15 protein-coding genes are annotated in these 17,424 nt (G+C 67.3%); 7 read left to right on the forward strand and 8 right to left on the reverse strand.

Features of this window, described 5'->3' with window-relative positions:
* The first annotated feature begins 29 nt into the window (after positions 1–29).
* Complete coding sequence (locus K3A84_RS15515) at positions 30–1,049, forward strand: M10 family metallopeptidase C-terminal domain-containing protein (protein ID WP_225010262.1); 1,020 nt, start codon at positions 30–32, stop codon at positions 1,047–1,049.
* Positions 1,050–1,122: 73 nt separating this feature from the next.
* A complete protein-coding gene (locus K3A84_RS15520; protein ID WP_225010263.1) occupies positions 1,123–1,296 on the forward strand; it encodes a hypothetical protein in 174 nt (57 codons plus the stop codon).
* Positions 1,297–1,357: 61 nt separating this feature from the next.
* Here K3A84_RS15520 and K3A84_RS15525 read toward each other — a convergent pair whose 3' ends face one another.
* The 4 genes from K3A84_RS15525 to K3A84_RS15540 form a co-directional block, all read right to left on the reverse strand.
* A complete protein-coding gene (locus K3A84_RS15525; RefSeq protein WP_225010264.1) occupies positions 1,358–2,593 on the reverse strand; it encodes a calcium-binding protein in 1,236 nt (411 codons plus the stop codon).
* Positions 2,594–2,721: 128 nt separating this feature from the next.
* Positions 2,722–5,058 carry a glycoside hydrolase family 3 C-terminal domain-containing protein gene (locus tag K3A84_RS15530; protein ID WP_225010265.1) on the reverse strand — a complete coding sequence of 779 codons (2,337 nt, stop codon included), beginning with the start codon at positions 5,056–5,058 and terminating at the stop codon, positions 2,722–2,724.
* The gene (locus K3A84_RS15535) at positions 5,055–5,612 is read right to left on the reverse strand and encodes an NADPH-dependent FMN reductase (RefSeq protein WP_225010266.1); all 558 of its coding nucleotides are present in this window, start codon (positions 5,610–5,612) and stop codon (positions 5,055–5,057) included. Before K3A84_RS15535 ends, K3A84_RS15530 begins: the two co-directional genes overlap by 4 nt.
* Positions 5,612–6,715 carry an LLM class flavin-dependent oxidoreductase gene (locus K3A84_RS15540; RefSeq protein WP_225010267.1) on the reverse strand — a complete coding sequence of 368 codons (1,104 nt, stop codon included), beginning with the start codon at positions 6,713–6,715 and terminating at the stop codon, positions 5,612–5,614. Before K3A84_RS15540 ends, K3A84_RS15535 begins: the two co-directional genes overlap by 1 nt.
* 161 nt (positions 6,716–6,876) lie before the next feature.
* Here K3A84_RS15540 and K3A84_RS15545 point away from each other — a divergent pair, with 161 nt between their 5' ends.
* Positions 6,877–7,545, forward strand: coding sequence for a TetR/AcrR family transcriptional regulator (locus K3A84_RS15545; RefSeq protein WP_225010268.1), 669 nt, complete (start codon positions 6,877–6,879; stop codon positions 7,543–7,545).
* 1 nt (position 7,546) lies between these two features.
* Here the strand turns inward: K3A84_RS15545 and K3A84_RS15550 are convergent, their stop codons facing one another.
* From K3A84_RS15550 to K3A84_RS15565, 4 genes are read right to left on the reverse strand one after another with little or no spacing between them, the layout of a single operon-like run.
* Positions 7,547–7,936 (reverse strand): C-glycoside deglycosidase beta subunit domain-containing protein, encoded by a 390-nt coding sequence (locus K3A84_RS15550; RefSeq protein ID WP_225010269.1) that lies wholly within the window; start codon positions 7,934–7,936, stop codon positions 7,547–7,549.
* Positions 7,936–8,853, reverse strand: a complete 918-nt coding sequence (locus K3A84_RS15555) for an alpha/beta hydrolase (RefSeq protein ID WP_225010270.1) — start codon at positions 8,851–8,853, stop codon at positions 7,936–7,938. The genes K3A84_RS15550 and K3A84_RS15555 overlap by 1 nt, the downstream gene beginning before the upstream one ends.
* Entirely contained in the window at positions 8,850–9,866 is a 1,017-nt protein-coding gene (locus tag K3A84_RS15560; RefSeq protein WP_225010271.1) for a sugar phosphate isomerase/epimerase family protein, read from the reverse strand. The genes K3A84_RS15555 and K3A84_RS15560 overlap by 4 nt, the downstream gene beginning before the upstream one ends.
* A gap of 9 nt (positions 9,867–9,875) precedes the next feature.
* Entirely contained in the window at positions 9,876–11,096 is a 1,221-nt protein-coding gene (locus K3A84_RS15565) for an MFS transporter (RefSeq protein WP_225010272.1), read from the reverse strand.
* 247 nt (positions 11,097–11,343) lie between these two features.
* Here K3A84_RS15565 and K3A84_RS15570 point away from each other — a divergent pair, with 247 nt between their 5' ends.
* The 4 genes from K3A84_RS15570 (at position 11,344) to K3A84_RS15585 (ending at position 17,366) form a co-directional block, all read left to right on the forward strand.
* A complete protein-coding gene (locus K3A84_RS15570) occupies positions 11,344–13,602 on the forward strand; it encodes a TonB-dependent receptor (protein WP_225010273.1) in 2,259 nt (752 codons plus the stop codon).
* 67 nt (positions 13,603–13,669) lie between these two features.
* Positions 13,670–15,064, forward strand: a complete 1,395-nt coding sequence (locus K3A84_RS15575) for an MFS transporter (RefSeq protein WP_225010274.1) — start codon at positions 13,670–13,672, stop codon at positions 15,062–15,064.
* Positions 15,061–15,678, forward strand: a complete 618-nt coding sequence (locus tag K3A84_RS15580) for a gluconate 2-dehydrogenase subunit 3 family protein (RefSeq protein WP_225010275.1) — start codon at positions 15,061–15,063, stop codon at positions 15,676–15,678. The genes K3A84_RS15575 and K3A84_RS15580 overlap by 4 nt, the downstream gene beginning before the upstream one ends.
* Positions 15,678–17,366, forward strand: a complete 1,689-nt coding sequence (locus K3A84_RS15585) for a GMC oxidoreductase (protein ID WP_225010276.1) — start codon at positions 15,678–15,680, stop codon at positions 17,364–17,366. Before K3A84_RS15580 ends, K3A84_RS15585 begins: the two co-directional genes overlap by 1 nt.
* Positions 17,367–17,424 lie beyond the last annotated feature (58 nt).

The raw sequence follows: 17,424 nt of genomic DNA on the forward strand, positions 1-17,424 counted from the left end.
CCGGGGGATGGACGGCGGGGGAGGCGTGCATGGCCACACCGGGGCAATCGGGCATGGAAGCTGCCTATGCGGCGTGGGCGGCTGTCGCAATGGTATCGTCGCCCGATGTGCAGGCGGTGGGCGAGGGCGGTCCATCCGATCCTTTCGCAGCGGGAACGCCCGCGTTCGTCGCGCTGCTGCGCGAGATCGGCCAGTCGCTGGGGCTGGGTGAGGCGGAGCCGGGCGTGCCTTCGCTGCTGTCGGCACAGGACCCGGCGGAGGTGATTGCCTTTTCGCCGCGCGCTGACGCGTTCGTGACGCTCTATCGCGGGCCGACCGTGGCCGACATTGCGGCGGTACAGGCGCTCCACGGCGCCAACATGGGCAGCCATGCGGGCGACGACCGCTATGTGCTGTCACCCGATGATCCGCAGATCGTGGCGCTGTGGGACGCGGGCGGTGTCGATACGATCGACCTGTCGGCCTTCACGCGCGGCTGCGCGGTCGAACTGGCGCCAGGGCGCTATTCCACGCTCGCCTTCGATGGGATGGACCCGATGCACGCGCTGGGCATCGCGCGCGGCGCCCGGATCGAGAACGCGGTCGGCGGCGGCGGCGATGATCGCCTGCGCGGATCGGGTGCGGACAACCGGCTGGACGGTGGCGCGGGCGACGATCGCCTTTCGGGCGCGGGCGGGGCGGACGTGCTGGTCGGCGGTGCAGGGCGCGATGTGCTGCGCGGCGGGGCGGGGGCCGACGCCTTCGTGTTCGCGCAGGGCGATCTTGCCGGGCGCACGGCGAGAGGGGCGGACGTGATCCTCGATTTCGCGGCCGTGCAGGGCGACCGCATCGACCTGAGCGGGATCGACGCCGATGCGCGGGCGGAGGGCGACCAGGCCTTCGCGTTCCTGGGCGGGGCGCGTTTCGATGGCCACGCAGGGGAGTTGCGCGCCGTGGCGCAGGGCAGCGGGCTGCTGCTGCTGGGCGACGTGAACGGCGATGGCCGGGCGGATATGGCGGTGCGGCTGGCCGGAGTTTCGCAGATCGAGGCGACGGACTTCGTGCTGTAGCGCTGGAACCGGCGCGTAACCGCACCGATTGAGGCCGCATCGCAAGTGGCCCTTCGCGCGAGGAGAAACCTGAATGACCCTGACCCGCAACATCGTCCCGGCCGCGCTGGCAGGGAGGCTGGCGTGGACATCGCTGCGCACGGGGGCGGGCTGGGTCCGCTTTGCACAATGGGATGCGGTAGCGACGAACTGGGCGCTGGGCGCGGTGTTCGGCGCAGCGTCGCTGGCCCTCGTGCGCCGGGCCTGATGCGGCAACGCCCGACCCCGTAAAGGGCCGGGCGCTACCGTTCAGGTTTGGACCCTGGCGGTCAGAGCACGAAGTCTTCCGCGACCAGCGTGGTCACGTGGTCGAGCCGGATGGCGAAATCGGCAGTGCCGTCGCCATTGGTGTCGCCGCTCAGCAGCGCCTTGCCGTCGACCACGGTGTAGCGCAGTTCGCCCGCGTGGTTGCCGAAGGCCGACGTGCCGATGAAGGTGAAGGCCTGATCGCCATCCAGCGTGGTGTCGGCATCGACGCCCGACAGGTCGACGTGGTCGCCCTGCGCGTGGCTGAAATCCTTGATGCGGTCGGCGCTGCCACGGGTGAGGCCCGCAAAGTCGCCATCGGTGAACACGAAGCTGTCCGCGCCGACGCCGCCCGAGAGCGCATCCTTGCCCGAGCCGCCCGAGATCGAATCGTCGCCCGAACCGCCGCTGACCTTGTCGTCGCCCGCGCCGCCCTGCACGTCGTCGTTGCCGCCGCCGCCCGATACGGTGTCGTTGCCATCGTCACCCGAAACGTTGTCCGTGCCAGCGCCGCCCGAAACCGAGTCATCGCCATTGCCGCCGGACAGATCGTCGTTGCCGTCGTTGCCGTTGACGTGGTCGATGCCATCGTCGCCGCTGACGTGGTCGACGCCCTTGCCGCCGTCGAGCGTATCGTCGCCGAGGCCGCCGCTGAGCGTGTCGTTGCCGGCATCGCCGTGGACAACGTCGTTGCCGTCGTCGCCGCTCAGATCATCGGCACCGCCGCCGCCGTTGACATGGTCGTCACCCGCGCCACCATGCTCGATGTCGTTGCCGCTATCGCCGTTCAGATCGTCGGTGCCGTTGCCGCCATCCAGGCTGTCATCGCCCGAACCGCCGTGCATCACGTCGTTGCCATCGTCACCACTGAGGCCGTCCGAACCGCGCCCGCCGCTCATGTCGTCGTTGCCCGCGCCGCCATGATGGTGATCGTCGCCATCGGTGCCGTTGATCACGTCGTCGTTGCTGCCGTTGTGGTCGGCGTCGTCATCGATGATCGGCGAGCCGTCGAGGCCGGTCTCGCTGACCTGGCCCAGAACATAAAGCGAGGGATCGTCGGTGGTGTCGGCGGTCTGGTGGAAGACCTTGACTTCGATGGCGTTGTCGTTGGTTTCGCTCAGCGTGATGTCGCCGGTGGTGGCATCGAACGACAGCGTCTGGTTGTTGTCCAGTTCGTCGAGGACGAAACCGCCGTCCTTCGCCTTGAACATGGTGACATCGGAACCATCGACGACGAACTTGTAGAGCCTGGTAGCCATGTGCGCTTACTCCCCTTGGATGCAGGCACAACGACAGGTCTCGGTTATTATTCCGTGCAGGTCTTGTCGAAAAACATCCGGAACGGGCCATCGCGATGTCTATTCGCGACGGCCTGTCCGGAAACGGATCAACCGAGGCGGAATTCGACCGAAAGCGGGACGTCTTCGGCGGACCGCCCGACGCGGATCGTAACGCTCGCCATACCTGCCATGCTGCGCAGTACGCGCGAGTCGGGCCGCAGCATGACCTCGGCGCTTTCGCCCGGGGCGAGCGTGACGCGGGCGTGGGCGACCAGCGCGAAGGGGCTGGCGGCAAGGTAGGCTTGCACCACCTCGCTGCCGGTCCGGTTGCCGGTGTTGGTCACCGTCAGGCGGATCGCGCCGCCATCTACGCGCGGCTCGCCCAGCGCGAAGCTGGTGTAGCCTTGCCCCGCGCCGAAGGGGTACAGCGCCGCGATGCCCTTTGCGCGCAGGCCGCGATAGCCGGTGAGCAGCCCTTCGCCATAGGCCAGATCGCCGTTGGCGGCGGGCTTGAGCGAAAACGCTGGGTAGTCCGCCTCGTCGCGCGCGAGCGTTACCGGCAGACGACCGCCGGGCTCGCGCTTGCCCGCCAGCACGTCGGCCAGCGCGGTGCCAAAGGCCTGCCCCGGATACCACGCCACCAGCAGCGCCGCCGCGCCTTCGGCGAAGTTGGCGTCGAAGGCATGGCCCACGTTGACCACGATCGCGGTGCGCGGGTTGGCGGCCATCACGGCCTCGGCAAGGCGCAACTGCCCCGCATCCAGCCGCGTGTCGGCGCGGTCCTTGCTCTCGACGCTGGCGTCGGCGGTTTCGCCGAGCATCAGCACCACGGCATCGGCGGCGCGGGCGGCTTCGACCGCGCGGGCCAGCATGGCGTCGGGCGTATCGGGCGCGCGGACGCCGTACCACAGGCCCTGCGCGCGTGCAGGGGCGAAGCGGAACTGCACCTCCACGGCCACGCGCTGGCCGGCTTCCAGCGCGACATCGGCGTGCGCGGCATCGCCCGCCTTCAGCACGCCCATGATGTCCGATGCGGCAGGCTGCTCCGCGCGGGCCACGACGTCCACGCCATCGACCCAGAGCGAGACCGGGCCGGTCGCCCCGACATAGAAGCGGTGCAGGCCACTGGCAGGCGCGGTGTACCAGCCCCGCGCGCGCACGGCTCCCGCTTCGTTGAAGCGGGTCTGTTCGTGCACGCCGTGGAACCACACCAGCGAATTGGTGGCGCGGGTCTCGCGGGTCAGCGGCGCGGCGGAAAGGTCGTGCCCTGTGAAGTATTCGACCGTCATCCCCTCGGTGCAACCGTCGCCCAGATCGAGCGCGGGCACGACCGGCATCGCGGGCAGACGCGGCTGCGGATCGACGCCGGGTTCGTGGACGATGCGCGCGCGCGCGGCGAACTCGGCCTCGATTGCCGCCAAGGGCGTGGGCGCATCGGGCGTCACCGCGATGCGCGCGAAGGTGCCGCCCTGATAGCAGGGTGCGGTGGCATTGGGGCCGATCACGGCGATGGTCGGCAGGTCCGCGGCCAACGGCAGCAGCCCGTCGTTGCGCAGCAGAACCATGCCTGCCACCGCCGCTTCGGTAAGCAAGGTGTTCGCATCGAGATCGGCAGGCGTCTTGTCGCCGCCGAAGCGCCTGGCAAAGCGCATCACTCGCTCGGCCGCGTCGGCGACGCGCTCGGCGGAAACCTCGCCTGCCGCCACGGCGTCCGCCGCCTTGGCGCCGAGGAAGCGCGCGGGGCCGGGCATTTCAAGGTCCAGCCCGGCATTCAGCGTGGCTGCGGTGGAGTGCGTGGCGAAGAAGTCGCTCATCAGCACGCCATCGTACTGCCATTCGTCGCGCACGATCGACAGCGCGTGTGCGGCCTCGGCGCACCAGTCGCCGTTGACGCGGTTGTAGGCGGTCATGATCCCGGCGCAGCCCGCTTCGCACGCCAGTTCGAACGGCAGCAGGTAGACCTGCCGCAGCGTTTCGTCGTCGATCACCGCGTTCATGGTGTCGCGCTCGGTCTCGCTGTCGTTGCACACGAAGTGCTTGGCCACCGCGCCCGTCCCCGTGGACTGGATGCCCCGAACCCACGCCGCGCCGCACAGCCCCGCCAGCAGCGGGTCTTCCGAATAGTATTCGAACGCACGCCCCGCATTGGGGCTGCGCGCCAGATTGACGTTGGGGGCCAGCAGTGCATCGACCCCGCGCGCGATGGCGTCGTTGCCCACCAGCGCGCCGACACGGGCCAGCAGGTCCAGATCCCAGCTCGCGCCCAGCGATACCGGTGCAGGGGTGAGGATCGAGACCTCGCGTTCGTCGATCTTGCCGCTGGCAACGCCCATCGGGCCGTCGGCCATGGCGACTTCACGCAGGCCCAGTTCGGCCACCGCGCCGGTGGTCCACATCGTCGCGCCGGCGGTCAGCCGCGCCTGTTCTTCAAGCGAAAGGGTCATGCCGTCACCTTGCCGAAAGCCATGATCTGCGCGGCCTGCGCTTCGATCGCGCCTGCGATGTCACTGTCAGCCAGCGCGCCGTCTGCGCCGAACGGGCGCTGCACCACCGTATTGACCGCGATGCCCAGCGGCGTCGGCCAGCCGCGCATGGCGTGGACGATGCCGCGCAGCGCAGCGAGCGTCACGCCCGTTGCCTGCCAGCCCGCCGCGCTGACGATGAGGCCGACCGGACGACCGTGGAAATAGGACCGTGCGTCCTGTCGCAGATCTTCCAGCAGGTCGATCGCGTTCTTGACGAGGCCGGAAACCCCGCCGTGGTAGCCGGGCGAGCCGATCACCAGCGCGTCGCAGGTGCGCACGGCTTCGACCAGCCGGGTTTCCTCCGGCGTGCGTTGCGCGCCTTGCGGGTCGAAGTGGGGCAGCGCCGCCAGCGTCGATCCGCCGAACAACTCCGTCTGCGCACCCGCCCGCGCGCACGCTTCCAGCACCGCGCCGACGAGGCGTTCGGTGCTGGAGCCTTCGCGCAGGGTGCCGCCGATACCGACGACCTTCATCACAGGCCCTTCAGCGCCGGGATCACCTTTTCGCCCATCAGGCGCAGGGTCTGGTCGCCAAGGCGCAGGCGTTCGTCGGTCAGCGGGCCGGTGGTGGTGCCGCACAGCACGTTGCCGATGCCGAGTTCCGCATAGGGCCGCAGGTGTTCGATCACCGTTTCGGGCGAGCCATAGAGGCACCAGGTGCCGATCCAGTCCTCGGTCAGCGCATTGGGCGTGCGGTCGGTCTTGGTGTTGGCCTCGTTGCTTTCGGCGCGGGCGTTGAATTCGGCTTCGCGCTCGACGGCGGCCTGATAGGACTTGAGGATCACTTCCAGTTCCTCGCGCGCCTGTTCGTCGGTTTCGGCGACATGGACCGCCTGATAGGTGTGCGTGGTCCACGACAGCGCGTCCTTGACCACCGTATCGCTGTGCCCGGCTTCGAGTAGCATGCCCTTGTAGATATCGAAGTACTTCTTGACGTGGGTGAAGGGCTCGGTGCCGCCGATCTTGGGCGGGGTGAAGGCCGGGATGAACGCGGGCCAGCCGTTGACGGCGGCGCGCCGCGCGCTGGCTTCCTTCATCGCCACCGGCATCAGGCGCGCGTGGTTCTCGCCATAGGGGGCAGGGGTGATGCGCTGCAGCACGCGGCCCTGGTACGGCCCGTTGTCGATTACCACGGCGGGATCGTCCATGCGCTTGGCCCACAGGTCCTCGGCAATGGCGAGGTTCTTGTCGGCGAGGGGGCCAGCGTCACGGTAATCGACGTTGAAGCCGATCATTTCTTCCGGCGTGGTGCCCGAGCCGACGCCGACCAGCAGCTTGCCGCGCGTCAGGTGGTCCAGCACGTTGACCCGCTCGGTGAAGCGCACGGGGTGGTGCAGCGGCACCGACACCACCGAAAAGCCGAAGTGCATGTCGGGCAGGCGCGCGGCGAGGTAGCCGGCCAGGATGAAGCTGTCGCTGGCCACCGGCATGTAACCGTTGAAGTGGTGGTCGGGCAGGAACACCGCTTCGAAGCCGCTCTGCGCGGCGAGCGTGGCGTGATCGACGAGATCGGTGATCAGGCGGCCATCTTCGGCCGGGCTCATCGAACGAGCGTTCAGGAACACGGAAAAGCGCATCGATTCCTCCCCACGGGTGTCTTGGAAGGGCCTTGCCCGGCGGCATGAAACATGCTCCTGCGGGTGGCCGTCACAAACGGAATTAGAACGACTATTCTGATTTGTCCATCGCTAAATGGGCGATGTTGACGCAGCGGTGTCGCACCGGCAAAGGATTTCGCATGACCAAGGATGCCAAGACAGCGGATCGCGGCCTCGCCACGACCGTTCGCGCACCACAGCAGGGCCGCAGCAAGGCGAGTTACGAACGCATGCTGGCGGCGGCGGAGGAATTGCTCGCCAGCCGCGGCTCGGACGAGTTCACGCTCAACGAAGTGAGCAAGACGGGCAAGGTCTCGATCGGTTCGATCTACTGCCGCTTCGACAGCAAGGATTCGCTGATCCACGCCGTGCAATTCCGCGTGCTGGAGCGTGTGAACGAGGAGATGCTGGCTCAAATCGCGGCCGCGCGCGAAAATGCCCAGGGGCTGCCCGAACTGGTCCGGTTGCTGGTGGATGCCGTGGCCGAGACCTTGCGCAAGCATGCCGCGCTGATGCGTCCGCTGATGCTGCGCGCGAGTTCCGACCCGGTGATCGCGCAGACCGGCAAGCAGTTCTATGCCGAATCCGCTGATGCCTTCTGCACCGCGATCCTCGCCCACCGCGATGAGATCCGGCAGGAAGACCCCGTGCGCGCCACGGACTCCGCCTTCCGCATCCTCTATGCCCCGTTTGCGCGCCATCTCGGCTTCGGCTCCGCGATCGAGGCGGCGTGGGAAGGCGACTGGGTCGTGCTCAAGGAGGATATCTCCCGCATGATTGCCGCCTTCCTGCTATCGCCGTCGCGCTGACTTATGCGAATGTCACCTGCTTCTCGTCGGTGTTGAACGACGGGAAGGGCAGGTAGGAAACGCGCAGCTTCTGGACGAGGCCGAGCGTGTGTTCACCCTTGGGGAAGCCGCCGTCGCGCGCCACGATGATCGTCGCGGGCGTGCCGAACGGCCAGCGCCGGTCATAGGCGCTTTCCATCTCGTCGAGCGAGATCGGCCCCTGACCTTCGTCGAAACGCACGGCCTCGCGCGGGAGCGCCTCGCCATCGATCGAGACGTTCAACTCCTCGATCATCGACAGGCCCAGCCCGCGATAATAGCCGAGCTTGGATTCGAAGGCGAAGCCGGTGGGCGCGTCGGCGGGGCCGGTGTTGCGCAGGGTGGCGGGGTCGATGATGTACTTGTCGAACATCAGTTCTTGTCCTTGATCACGCCGCGAACCTTGAGCCATTCGAGCATCAGGTCGGGCCAGTGGGAGGTGGTGTCAGCGGCGTTGCCAAGGCCGAAGCCGTGGCCGCCGTGGTCGAACAGGTGGAATTCGATCGGCTTGCCCGCCTCGCGATAGCTGTCGATGAGCGCGGTCTGGCCGCCCGCCATGCCGATTAGGAAATCGTCGGCGGCAATCGCCACGAACATCGGCGGCGCATTATCGGGCACCACCATCGGTCGCATGTTGGGATAGATCGGCGCGACGAAGACCGGCATGTCGGCCCCGGCGTGTTCCACCACGCTGCGGGTCAGGAACCCGCCTGCGGAAAAGCCCATGAAGCCGATCCGCGCGGGGTCGATACCGTATTCGCTCGCATGGGCGCGCACGTGGCGCAGCGCGGCCAGCCCATCGGCCAACGCTTCGGGCGGGGTATCCTCGGGCGGGCCAAAGCCGACCTTCTCGCCCCGGATCGCCGCCGTCAACTTGTCCGCGAACTCAGGCTGCGAGGCCGGAGTCGGCAGGACGCGATACTTCAGCACGAATGCTGCAACACCGTGGTTGGCGAACCAGCGCGCGACGTTCCAGCCTTCCTTCTCGATGGCGAGGCCGAGGAACCCGCCGCCCGGCGCGACGATCACTGCCGCGCCGGTCCCGCGCCCTACCGGAAGGAAGGGCGTCAGCGTGGGCCGCGTGACGTTGCGCACGGCGAGTTGCCCCGCATCGGTGTGCCAGATCTCGCGATCCGGTCCCGGCGTTGCCGTCGGCAGCGCGACGGCGCCGGGCTGGGCAGGGGCCGCCACCGTATCACGCGCGATCTCGGGCATTCCGGATTGCGCTACGGCCGGGGCGGCAAGCCCCAGCGCGCAACCCGCCAGCAAGAGGCCTAGCGCCGGCTTCATGCCGCAGACGCCGCGCCGAAGCGGGCTTCGGCTTGCGCGATCAGGCGCTCGAACATCACGTGCTGGCGGCGGACCTGCTCGCGGCTGTCCACCTCCATCACGTCCTGAATCCAGCGGTTGCCTTCGTATTCGCTCGAAAGCGTGCCTTCCCAGCCGCACTTGACCAGTTCGGGGATCACTTCGTCATAAGCGATCGACGGATCGGTGCAGTCCGCGTTCATTTCATAGAACTTGGCCTGGATGTGGCGGAAATAGGGGGCGTAGTCGCCGATCCGCCTGGGGTTGGCATAAGGCGCGTGGCGCAGGGTCTCAGCCATGGCGACCTCGGCCTTGTTGCCGCCCATCTTCACCGCGACTTCGTAGATCGTGTACTCGGACATGATCTTGGCCTCGTGGCTGTCGACGATGAACTGCGCGATCTCGGGCCGTGCGCCCTGCCGCTCGAAGCGGGCGCGGAACGCGGGCGGGTAGTGCTTCATGAAGATGCCCATGTCGGGCAGGATGCCGAGGTGCTTCGTGCCCAACCGATCCGCTTCGTCGATCGTGCGCAGGATCCACGCGTGTTCGAGATGCCACGGCGCATGGACTTCCACGCCCATGTGTACGTCCAGCTCTTCGGCATAAGGCACGCAGCGGCCGAGGATGTCGGGCCGGACGAACACCAGCACGCGCATGTTCCTGATGCCGAGCCGGTTGCACAGCACCAGATCGCGGCGGATGCTTTCGACCTGTTCGTCGTCGGTCATCGGCCGGTCCTTGCGGACCTTGGTGTCGAGGAACATGTCATAGGCGGTGAAGTGCGCGCCGTGGCGGGCCAACATCGCCTTCCATTCCTCGACCTGCGCATCCGACAGGTGGGGGAAGGTGGGCATGTTCTGTTCGGGCAGGATCTCGATGCCGTTGGCGCCGATGGACGTGGCGAAGGACACGCAGTCCTCCACGTTCATCTGGCAGAGGAACAGCTCTTCCTGGAAGCTGTAGAGGCTGACGCCCCGCTTGATCTTGGATGTCATGGTTGAAGCTCAGGCTCCGGCTTGAAGGGTGGCCGCGTCCGAGGGGCGCGGCGCGAAAAGGAAGAAGGCGAAGGCCGCGACGACGAGGCCGAGCAGCCCGGCGACGAGAAAGGCACCCTGCATCGTGCCGGTGGCCTGACGGATCAGGCTGACCAGCAGCGGCGAGGAGAACTGGCCGAAGAAGAAGCACGCGGTCCACACGCCCATGCCGCGTCCGCGGTGTTCGAACGGCAGCTTGGATTGGGCGAGCGCGATCAGCGTCGGCACGGCCATGCCCGCCCCGGTCTGCTGGATCGCCATGGCCGCGACCATCCAGCGCCAGTCGTGGGCAAAGCCGATCAGCGTCAGGCCAGTGCCGATCAGCGCGAGGAACACGGTCAGCTGGAAGCGCGAGCCGAGCTTGCCGGTGGCCCAGAACACCACCGCGCCGACGATCACGAACAGGCTGGGCAGGGTGGTCAGGCGACCGATCTCGCCCGAATCCTGCACGCCCAGCTCCTGCCAGACGATCCCGCCATTGATGATGAACACGTAGTAGAGCGAGGCACCGAACAGCGTGATCGCGGCATAGCCCAGGACGTTCTTCCACGGGAAGGGTGTCTTCGTTTCCTCGCCGATGCCGAGCATCTTGCGTACGTTGGCATCGCTCTGCGGTTCGAACAGGAACAGCCACATGGCGATGAAGATGGGAAATCCCACGGCGTAGATCAGGAAGATCGCGTTCCAGCGCATCGCCGTCAGGTAGCCGGAAGCGAAGATCACCGCGCTGCCCAGGAACGGCCCGGCGATGCCCTGGATCGACAGCCAGCGGTGGCGCCCGGCCTCGTCCCAATAGTCGCCGATCAGCGTGTTGAGCGTGGTCAGAATCGCCGCTTCCGACACCCCCAGCAGCAGGCGCGAGGCATAGATCGCATCGAGGTTGTCGAGAAAGAACGGCGCCGCGCCGAAGAAGCCGTAGGTCAGCGTCGAGGCCAGCAGCAGCTTGCGGCGGCCGTACTTGTCCACCAGCAGCCCGGCGAACATCGCCAGCAGCGCAATCGTCAGCCCGGGGGCCGAAACCATCGCCGGCACCTTGACCATGGCGGCGGGATCATCGTGGAAATGGGCGATGATCGCGGGCACCGCCGGGAACATCGAAACGATCGCGATGATCGGCAGGAACCCCGCCACGACCACGATCAAACCTTGCACCGGCCCTGGCCGACGGTCGCCTGTTGTGCTGGCGGACATTGATCTCTCCCGGGAATCGCATTGACGTCGATCAAATTGGAACGACAATTCTGGTTTGTGCTATCGTCCCGCTTCCGGGCGCTGTCAAGCGCGGTTTCGCGTGCGTTTATGGCCCTGCACCAAACCTTATGCTGCGCAAAATCGAGTCCGGCTTGACGCGGAATCGCGCTCGCCATAATTAGAACCAGCATTTTGATTTTAGAAGCGCCGGCAAGTGATTCGGCGCTCGTACTCGGGGAGGAATGCAATGAACCGCAGCTTTGCAGCGGCGCTGATGATCGGCGCCAGCATGTACGCCCTGCCGCACGCCGCAATGGCGCAAGGCGCGGCGCAGGACGCGAATTCCGCGTCCGAGGATGGCCTGAAGGAAATCATCGTCACCGCGACCCGCGCCGAAACCTCGGCGCAGAAGACCGCCGTGGCGCTTACCGTCTACACCGGCGCGGACCTTGCCGAAAAGGGCATCGCCACCGTGCAGGCGCTCTCGGCGATCGACCCCAGCGTCAACGTCACCAGCAGCACTGGCGCCGCTTACGTCGCGGTGCGTGGCGTCGCCTCGACCGACGTGACCGAAGTGGGCGATCCCTCGGTGCCGATCGCGCGCGACGGCTTCTACACCAACCGCTCGTTCTCCATCGGCACCTCGATGTACGATCTGGCGCGCGTCGAAGTGCTGAAGGGGCCGCAAGGCACCCTCAACGGTCGCAACTCGACCGGCGGCCTCGTGTCGATCATCACCAACCGCCCGGGCAAGGAAGCGGGGACGTTCGGTTCGATCGAAGTCGGCAACTATCAGGCGCTGAACGTCGAAGCGGGCGCGAACGTGCCTGTCAACGATCGCCTGCAGTTCCGCATTTCGGGCACGCACCGCCAGCACGACGGCTATCGCAAGCTGACCGGCATCAACGATCGCGGTGATGACGACAACACCACCTCGGGCCGCATCCAGGTCGCTGCGCAGCCCGTCGACGGGCTGAAGCTCTGGGCGTCGTACCAGCACGACGACGTCCACGCGGTGGGCGACGTGGCGATGACTTCGGCGTTGCGCACGCGCCCCGATTTCGGCGACGGCAAGTCCTTCCCGAACACCACTACCACGTTCAACCGCCTCAAGGGCGACCGCGTGCGTTGGGAAGCGAGCTACGACAGTCTGCCGGGCGATCTGACGCTGACCTACGCTGGTGGTTACGACCACCAGACCTGGCGCCATCAGCTTGACGCGACGGGTCCGGTCTATCCGGCGATCCGCCAGTTCCGCCAGGGTGAAGACCCGCGCACCTGGAACCACGAAGTCCGCATCAACAACGACGCCAACAGCGCGCTGTTCTTCCAGGCCGGTTACTTCCACTTCCAGGAAGACAACACGGTTGATTCCGGCCTGTTCAACGTCGCGATGACGCCACCGTTCGGTCCGGATGGTCCGTTTGCCGACTACGATTTCTCGAACCAGTACGGCATCAAGTTCGACTACAAGATCAAGACGCGGTCGGATGCGGTGTTCGGGCAGCTTGCCTACAAGTTGACCGACCAGGTCAAGCTGACGCTGGGTGGCCGCTACACCTGGGACAAGAAGGAGCGCACCGGCAATGCGGTGCTGCTGCTTCCCGCGCTGGCGTTCCCGCTGTGCGGCATCGGCTTCCCGGCCGAAGGAACCTGCCCGCCGTTCCCGCTGACCACCGACGGCAAGGGCGAAATGAAGCACGGCGAGGCCACCTGGCACGCCGGCATCGACTACACGCCGTCGACCAATACGCTGCTCTATGCCAAGTACGATCGCGGCTACAAGGCGGGGGGCTTCAATTCTAACGGCAGCGGCGCTTCGGTGGACTATGCCCCTGAAAAGCTGGATTCGTTCGAGATTGGCAGCAAGAACCGCTTCCTCGGCAACCGCCTGCAGGTGAATGCGGCTGCGTTCTACTTCAACTACAAGGGCTATCAGGCGTCGCAGACCGCGTGCCCGACCTGCTCTTCGGGCATCTTCAACGTCGGCAGCGCCAAGATCTATGGCGCGGAAATCCAGACCATCGCCCTGTTCGGTGAAGGTGGCCGCATCGACCTGAACGCTTCGTACCTGCACACCAAGTTCGGCAAGGACGACAACGGCAATGACATCGTGGTGGTGGATGGCGCCAACCCGCCCAACCCGTTCGACATCACCGGCAACCGCCTGCCCAACGCGCCGAGCCTGTCGATCGCGGGCGGCATCGAATATGCCTTCCCGGTGGGCAGCGGCAAGCTGACGCCACGCATCGACGGCAAGTACAGCTCGATGTTCTACTACTCGGTGTTCAACACCAGCGACACGCAGAGCCGTGCGTATGCCACGGGTAACGCCTCGCTGACCTACGAGCCGGAAAGCGGTCAGTGGTCGGTGACCGCGTTCGTGCGCAACTTCACCGACGAGGTCGTGCTCGCCAACGCGCAGCGCAATTTCGTGTCGGGCCTGAACACCTACCAGTTCCAGCCCCCGCGCACCTGGGGCGTGCGCTTCGGCTGGAAGATCTGATCGCAAATCTCTCCTGAATCGGCGCCGGTCCCATCGAGGATCGGCGCCGTCTTTTTCGAAAGCCTTCATGTCGATGTCCCCGCAGGCCGAAACCCGGCGAAATCTCGCCCTCCTGACGGTCATGCTCGCCTTCGTGCTCGACATCGCCGATTCCACCATCGTCAACACCGCGCTGCCCGCGATCCAGCATGAACTGGCCGCCTCGAACGCCGCGGCGCAGTGGATGGTGGCGGGCTATTTCCTGAGCTTCTCGGTCTTTCTCGTCGCCGGTGGACGGCTGGGAGACCTGTTCGGCTATCGCCGCCTGTTCCTGACGGGCGTTGCTACCTTCACGCTTGCCTCGCTGGGCTGCGGCCTGTCGCAGAGCGCGGACCAGCTCGTCGGCTGGCGCGTGGCGCAAGGCTGCGCCGCCGCGCTGATGGGGCCGCAGGTCATGGCGGTGGTGCAGGTGCTGTTCTCGCCCACCGAACGCATCGCCAAGCTCGCCTGGTTCGGCACGCTGGGCGGCATCGCCGCCGTGCTCGGGCCGATCGTCGGCGGCCTGCTGATCGCGGCCAACCCGATGGGCCTCGGCTGGCGGGCCGTGTTTTTGATCAACCTGCCGATCGGCCTGATCGCCCTTGCCGCAGGCGCGCGCTTCCTCCCCGCCGCCCGCGCCAGCGGCGCGCAAGGGCTCGACTTTGCGGGCACCGCGCTGCTCGGCGCGGGCCTCGTCGCGCTGCTCGTGCCGATGGTGCAGGGGCCCGGCCTCGGCTGGCCGCTCTGGACGATGGCGCTGCTCGCCGCCGTGCCCTTGATCGCCGCGCTGGGGCTCGCCCACGCCCGCGCCCGTGGTCGCGCGGGCAAGGACCGCCTGATCGAACCGACGCTGTTCCACGATCGGGCGTTCACGCTCGGCCTGTCCGCTTCGGTCTGCTTTTCCGCGGGGGTGAGCGGCTTCGTCCTCGTCTTTGCGCTGGCGGTCCAGCGCCTGCTCGGACGCAGCCCGCTCGATACCGCGCTGCTGCTCGCGCCCTTCGGCCTCGGCGTGTCGCTGGGCATAGCCTTCGTCGGGCGCAAGTTGTTGCCGCGCCTTGGCAAGTGGATTCCCTTCACCGGCGCGAGCGCCATGGCGCTGTTCGGCGCGACCGTGCTGCTGCTGGTCCCCGGTGCTCCGCCCACGCTGCTGCTCGCCGCGCTGCTGGTGCCGACCGGCCTTGCCATGGGCATGGTCGCCGGGCCGCTGACGCCGATCGCGCTCGCCCGCGTCGGCCATGCCCACGCCGGGATCGCCAGCGGCATGCTCAAGACCGCGCAGCAGGTCGGCGGCGCATTGGGCGCCTCTATCGTCGGCGGCGCGTGGTTTGCAGGCCAAGGCACGCACAGCGCCGCGCTCGCGCTCGCCGTGGTGCTGGGCGGCGCGGCATTGTGCGCGCTCGCGCTGCCGCGTACCCTTTTCGGCTCGACGGGAGAGCATGGATGACCGGACATATCGATCGCCGCGAATTTCTTTCGGGCGCGGCGCTGCTTGCGCTCGCGCTGGGCGTGCCCGCCGCCGCCGTGCGCCTCAGCCAGATCGCCGACGATGACTTGCCATCGCCCCGCCAGCGCCTGCTCGCGCGCGAGGTCAGCCAGATCGTCCTGCCCCGCACCGGCACGCCGGGGGCAGGGGAGGTGGGCGTCGGCGACTTCCTGATCCTCGCCTTCGCGCACGGCCTCGAAGACAGCCGCGCACCGCTCGCCCACTCCACCGACGAACCCTTGCGCGCCGACGGCTCGCTCGATCACCTTGCCTGGCTCGAACGCACGCTCGACCGGGCCAGCGGCGGCGACTTCCTCGGCGCCGCGCCGCACAAGCGCGCGCAAGTCCTCGCCGCGCTCGATGCGGCAGCCTTCCCGCCGGGGCCGCCGCCCGCCGATCCCTCCCCGTGGGCCAAGGTCAAGGGCCTCATCCTCACCGGCTACTACACCAGCCAGACCGGCGCCTCGCAGGAGCTGCGCTACGAACTGGTGCCCGGCCGTTTCGACAACGATATCCCGCTGACCCCCGAATACCGGGCATGGTCGAGCGACTGGACCGCAGTGGAGTTCGGCTGATGCAGCACCAGTTTGACGCGATCGTGGTCGGCTCGGGCATCACCGGGGGGTGGGCCGCCAAGGAACTGACCGAGGCGGGCCTGAAAGTCCTGATGATCGAGCGCGGCCGCAAGATCGAGCATCAGGTCGATTACGACACCGAGACCAAGGCTCCGTGGGAACTGCCGTTCCGCGGCCTCGGCGATGCGGCGCTCTATGCTCGCGAATACGCGGTGCAGCGCAAGAACCGGCACTTCAACGAATTCACCGAAGGGCACTTCGTCAACGATCACGACAACCCTTACGCGAAGGATGCCGATACCGATTTCACGTGGTTCCGCTCCTACCAGCTGGGCGGTCGCTCGCTTACGTGGGGTCGCCAGTGCTATCGCTGGTCCGACTACGATTTCGGCGCGAACAAGCGCGACGGCCACGGCACCGACTGGCCGATCCGCTACGCCGATCTTGCGCCGTGGTACGACAAGGTCGAGGATTTCGTCGGCGTCTCGGGCGCGAAGGAAGGCCTCGCGCAACTGCCCGATGGCCACTTCCAGCCGCCGATGGCGCTCAACGCGGTCGAACAGGCCGTGCGCGAAAAGATCGCCGCGCAATGGCCCGAACGCTGCCTGACGGTCGGCCGCACGGCAAACCTGACTGAGGCCAAGGAAGCCGAAGGCCGCTCGCACTGCCAGTACCGCTCGATCTGCGCGCGCGGCTGCTCGTATGGCGCGTATTTCTCCACCCAGTCCTCGACGCTGCCCGCCGCCACGAAAACTGGCCTGCTCACCGTCGTGACCGACGCGCAGGTCGAAAAGGTCGACTACGACCCCCAGACCCGCCGCGTGACGGGCGTGCGCTGGATCGAGACGAAGACCGGGGCGCGCAAGGCCGCCACGGCGCGGCTGGTGTTCCTCAATGCGGGCGCGTTCAACTCGGTCCACCTGCTGCTCAATTCGGCCAGCGAGGCGATGCCGAACGGCCTTGCCAACGGTTCGGGCGTGCTGGGCACGCACATCATGGACCACGCCAACACGCTGTCAGTCATCGCCGAGTTCCCCGAATTTGCCGGGCACACCAGCTTCGGCAACCGCCCCACCGGCATTGTCATCCCGCGCTTCCGCAACCTCGAAACGCTGGATGGCAACGGCTTCACGCGCGGCTATTCCTATCAGGGCGGCGCGTTGCAGAGCGGCTGGAGCCGGGGCAAGCGCATGGCCGGCACCGGCACGGCCTTCAAGGAAGGCCTGCAACAGGTCGGCCCCTGGCGCATGGTGCTGGTCACCTTCGCCGAAAGCCTGCCGCGCGCCAGCAACCGTCTGACGCTGGGCAAGGCGACCGACCCGCGCGGTGTGCCGCAGCTCGAAATCCAGTTCGCCCACGGCGCGGAGGAACACGCCGCGCTGGCCGACGCCAAGGCGCAGGCCGCCGAGATGATGAGCGCGGCAGGCGGCAAGGTGCTGATGGGCATGGACCGCCCCGGCCCCGGCGGCAGCGCCATCCACGAAATGGGCGGCGCGCGCATGGGCTGGGACCCGGCGACCTCGGTGCTGGACCGCAACAGCCGCGCGCACCAGATCGCCAACCTCTACGTCACCGACGGCGCGCAGATGAGCTCCTCCGCCTGCCAGAACCCCTCGCTCACCTACATGGCCCTGACCGCCCGCGCCTGCGCCCACGCGGTCGAGCAGATTAAGGCGGGGGTGATTTGAGGGCTTGGGGGCGGGGACGGATTGGGGGGCAATTTGCGACCAATATACGGCATATTTA

The organism is Novosphingobium percolationis (assembly GCF_020179425.1).
Classification (GTDB): Bacteria; Pseudomonadota; Alphaproteobacteria; order Sphingomonadales; family Sphingomonadaceae; genus Novosphingobium; species Novosphingobium percolationis.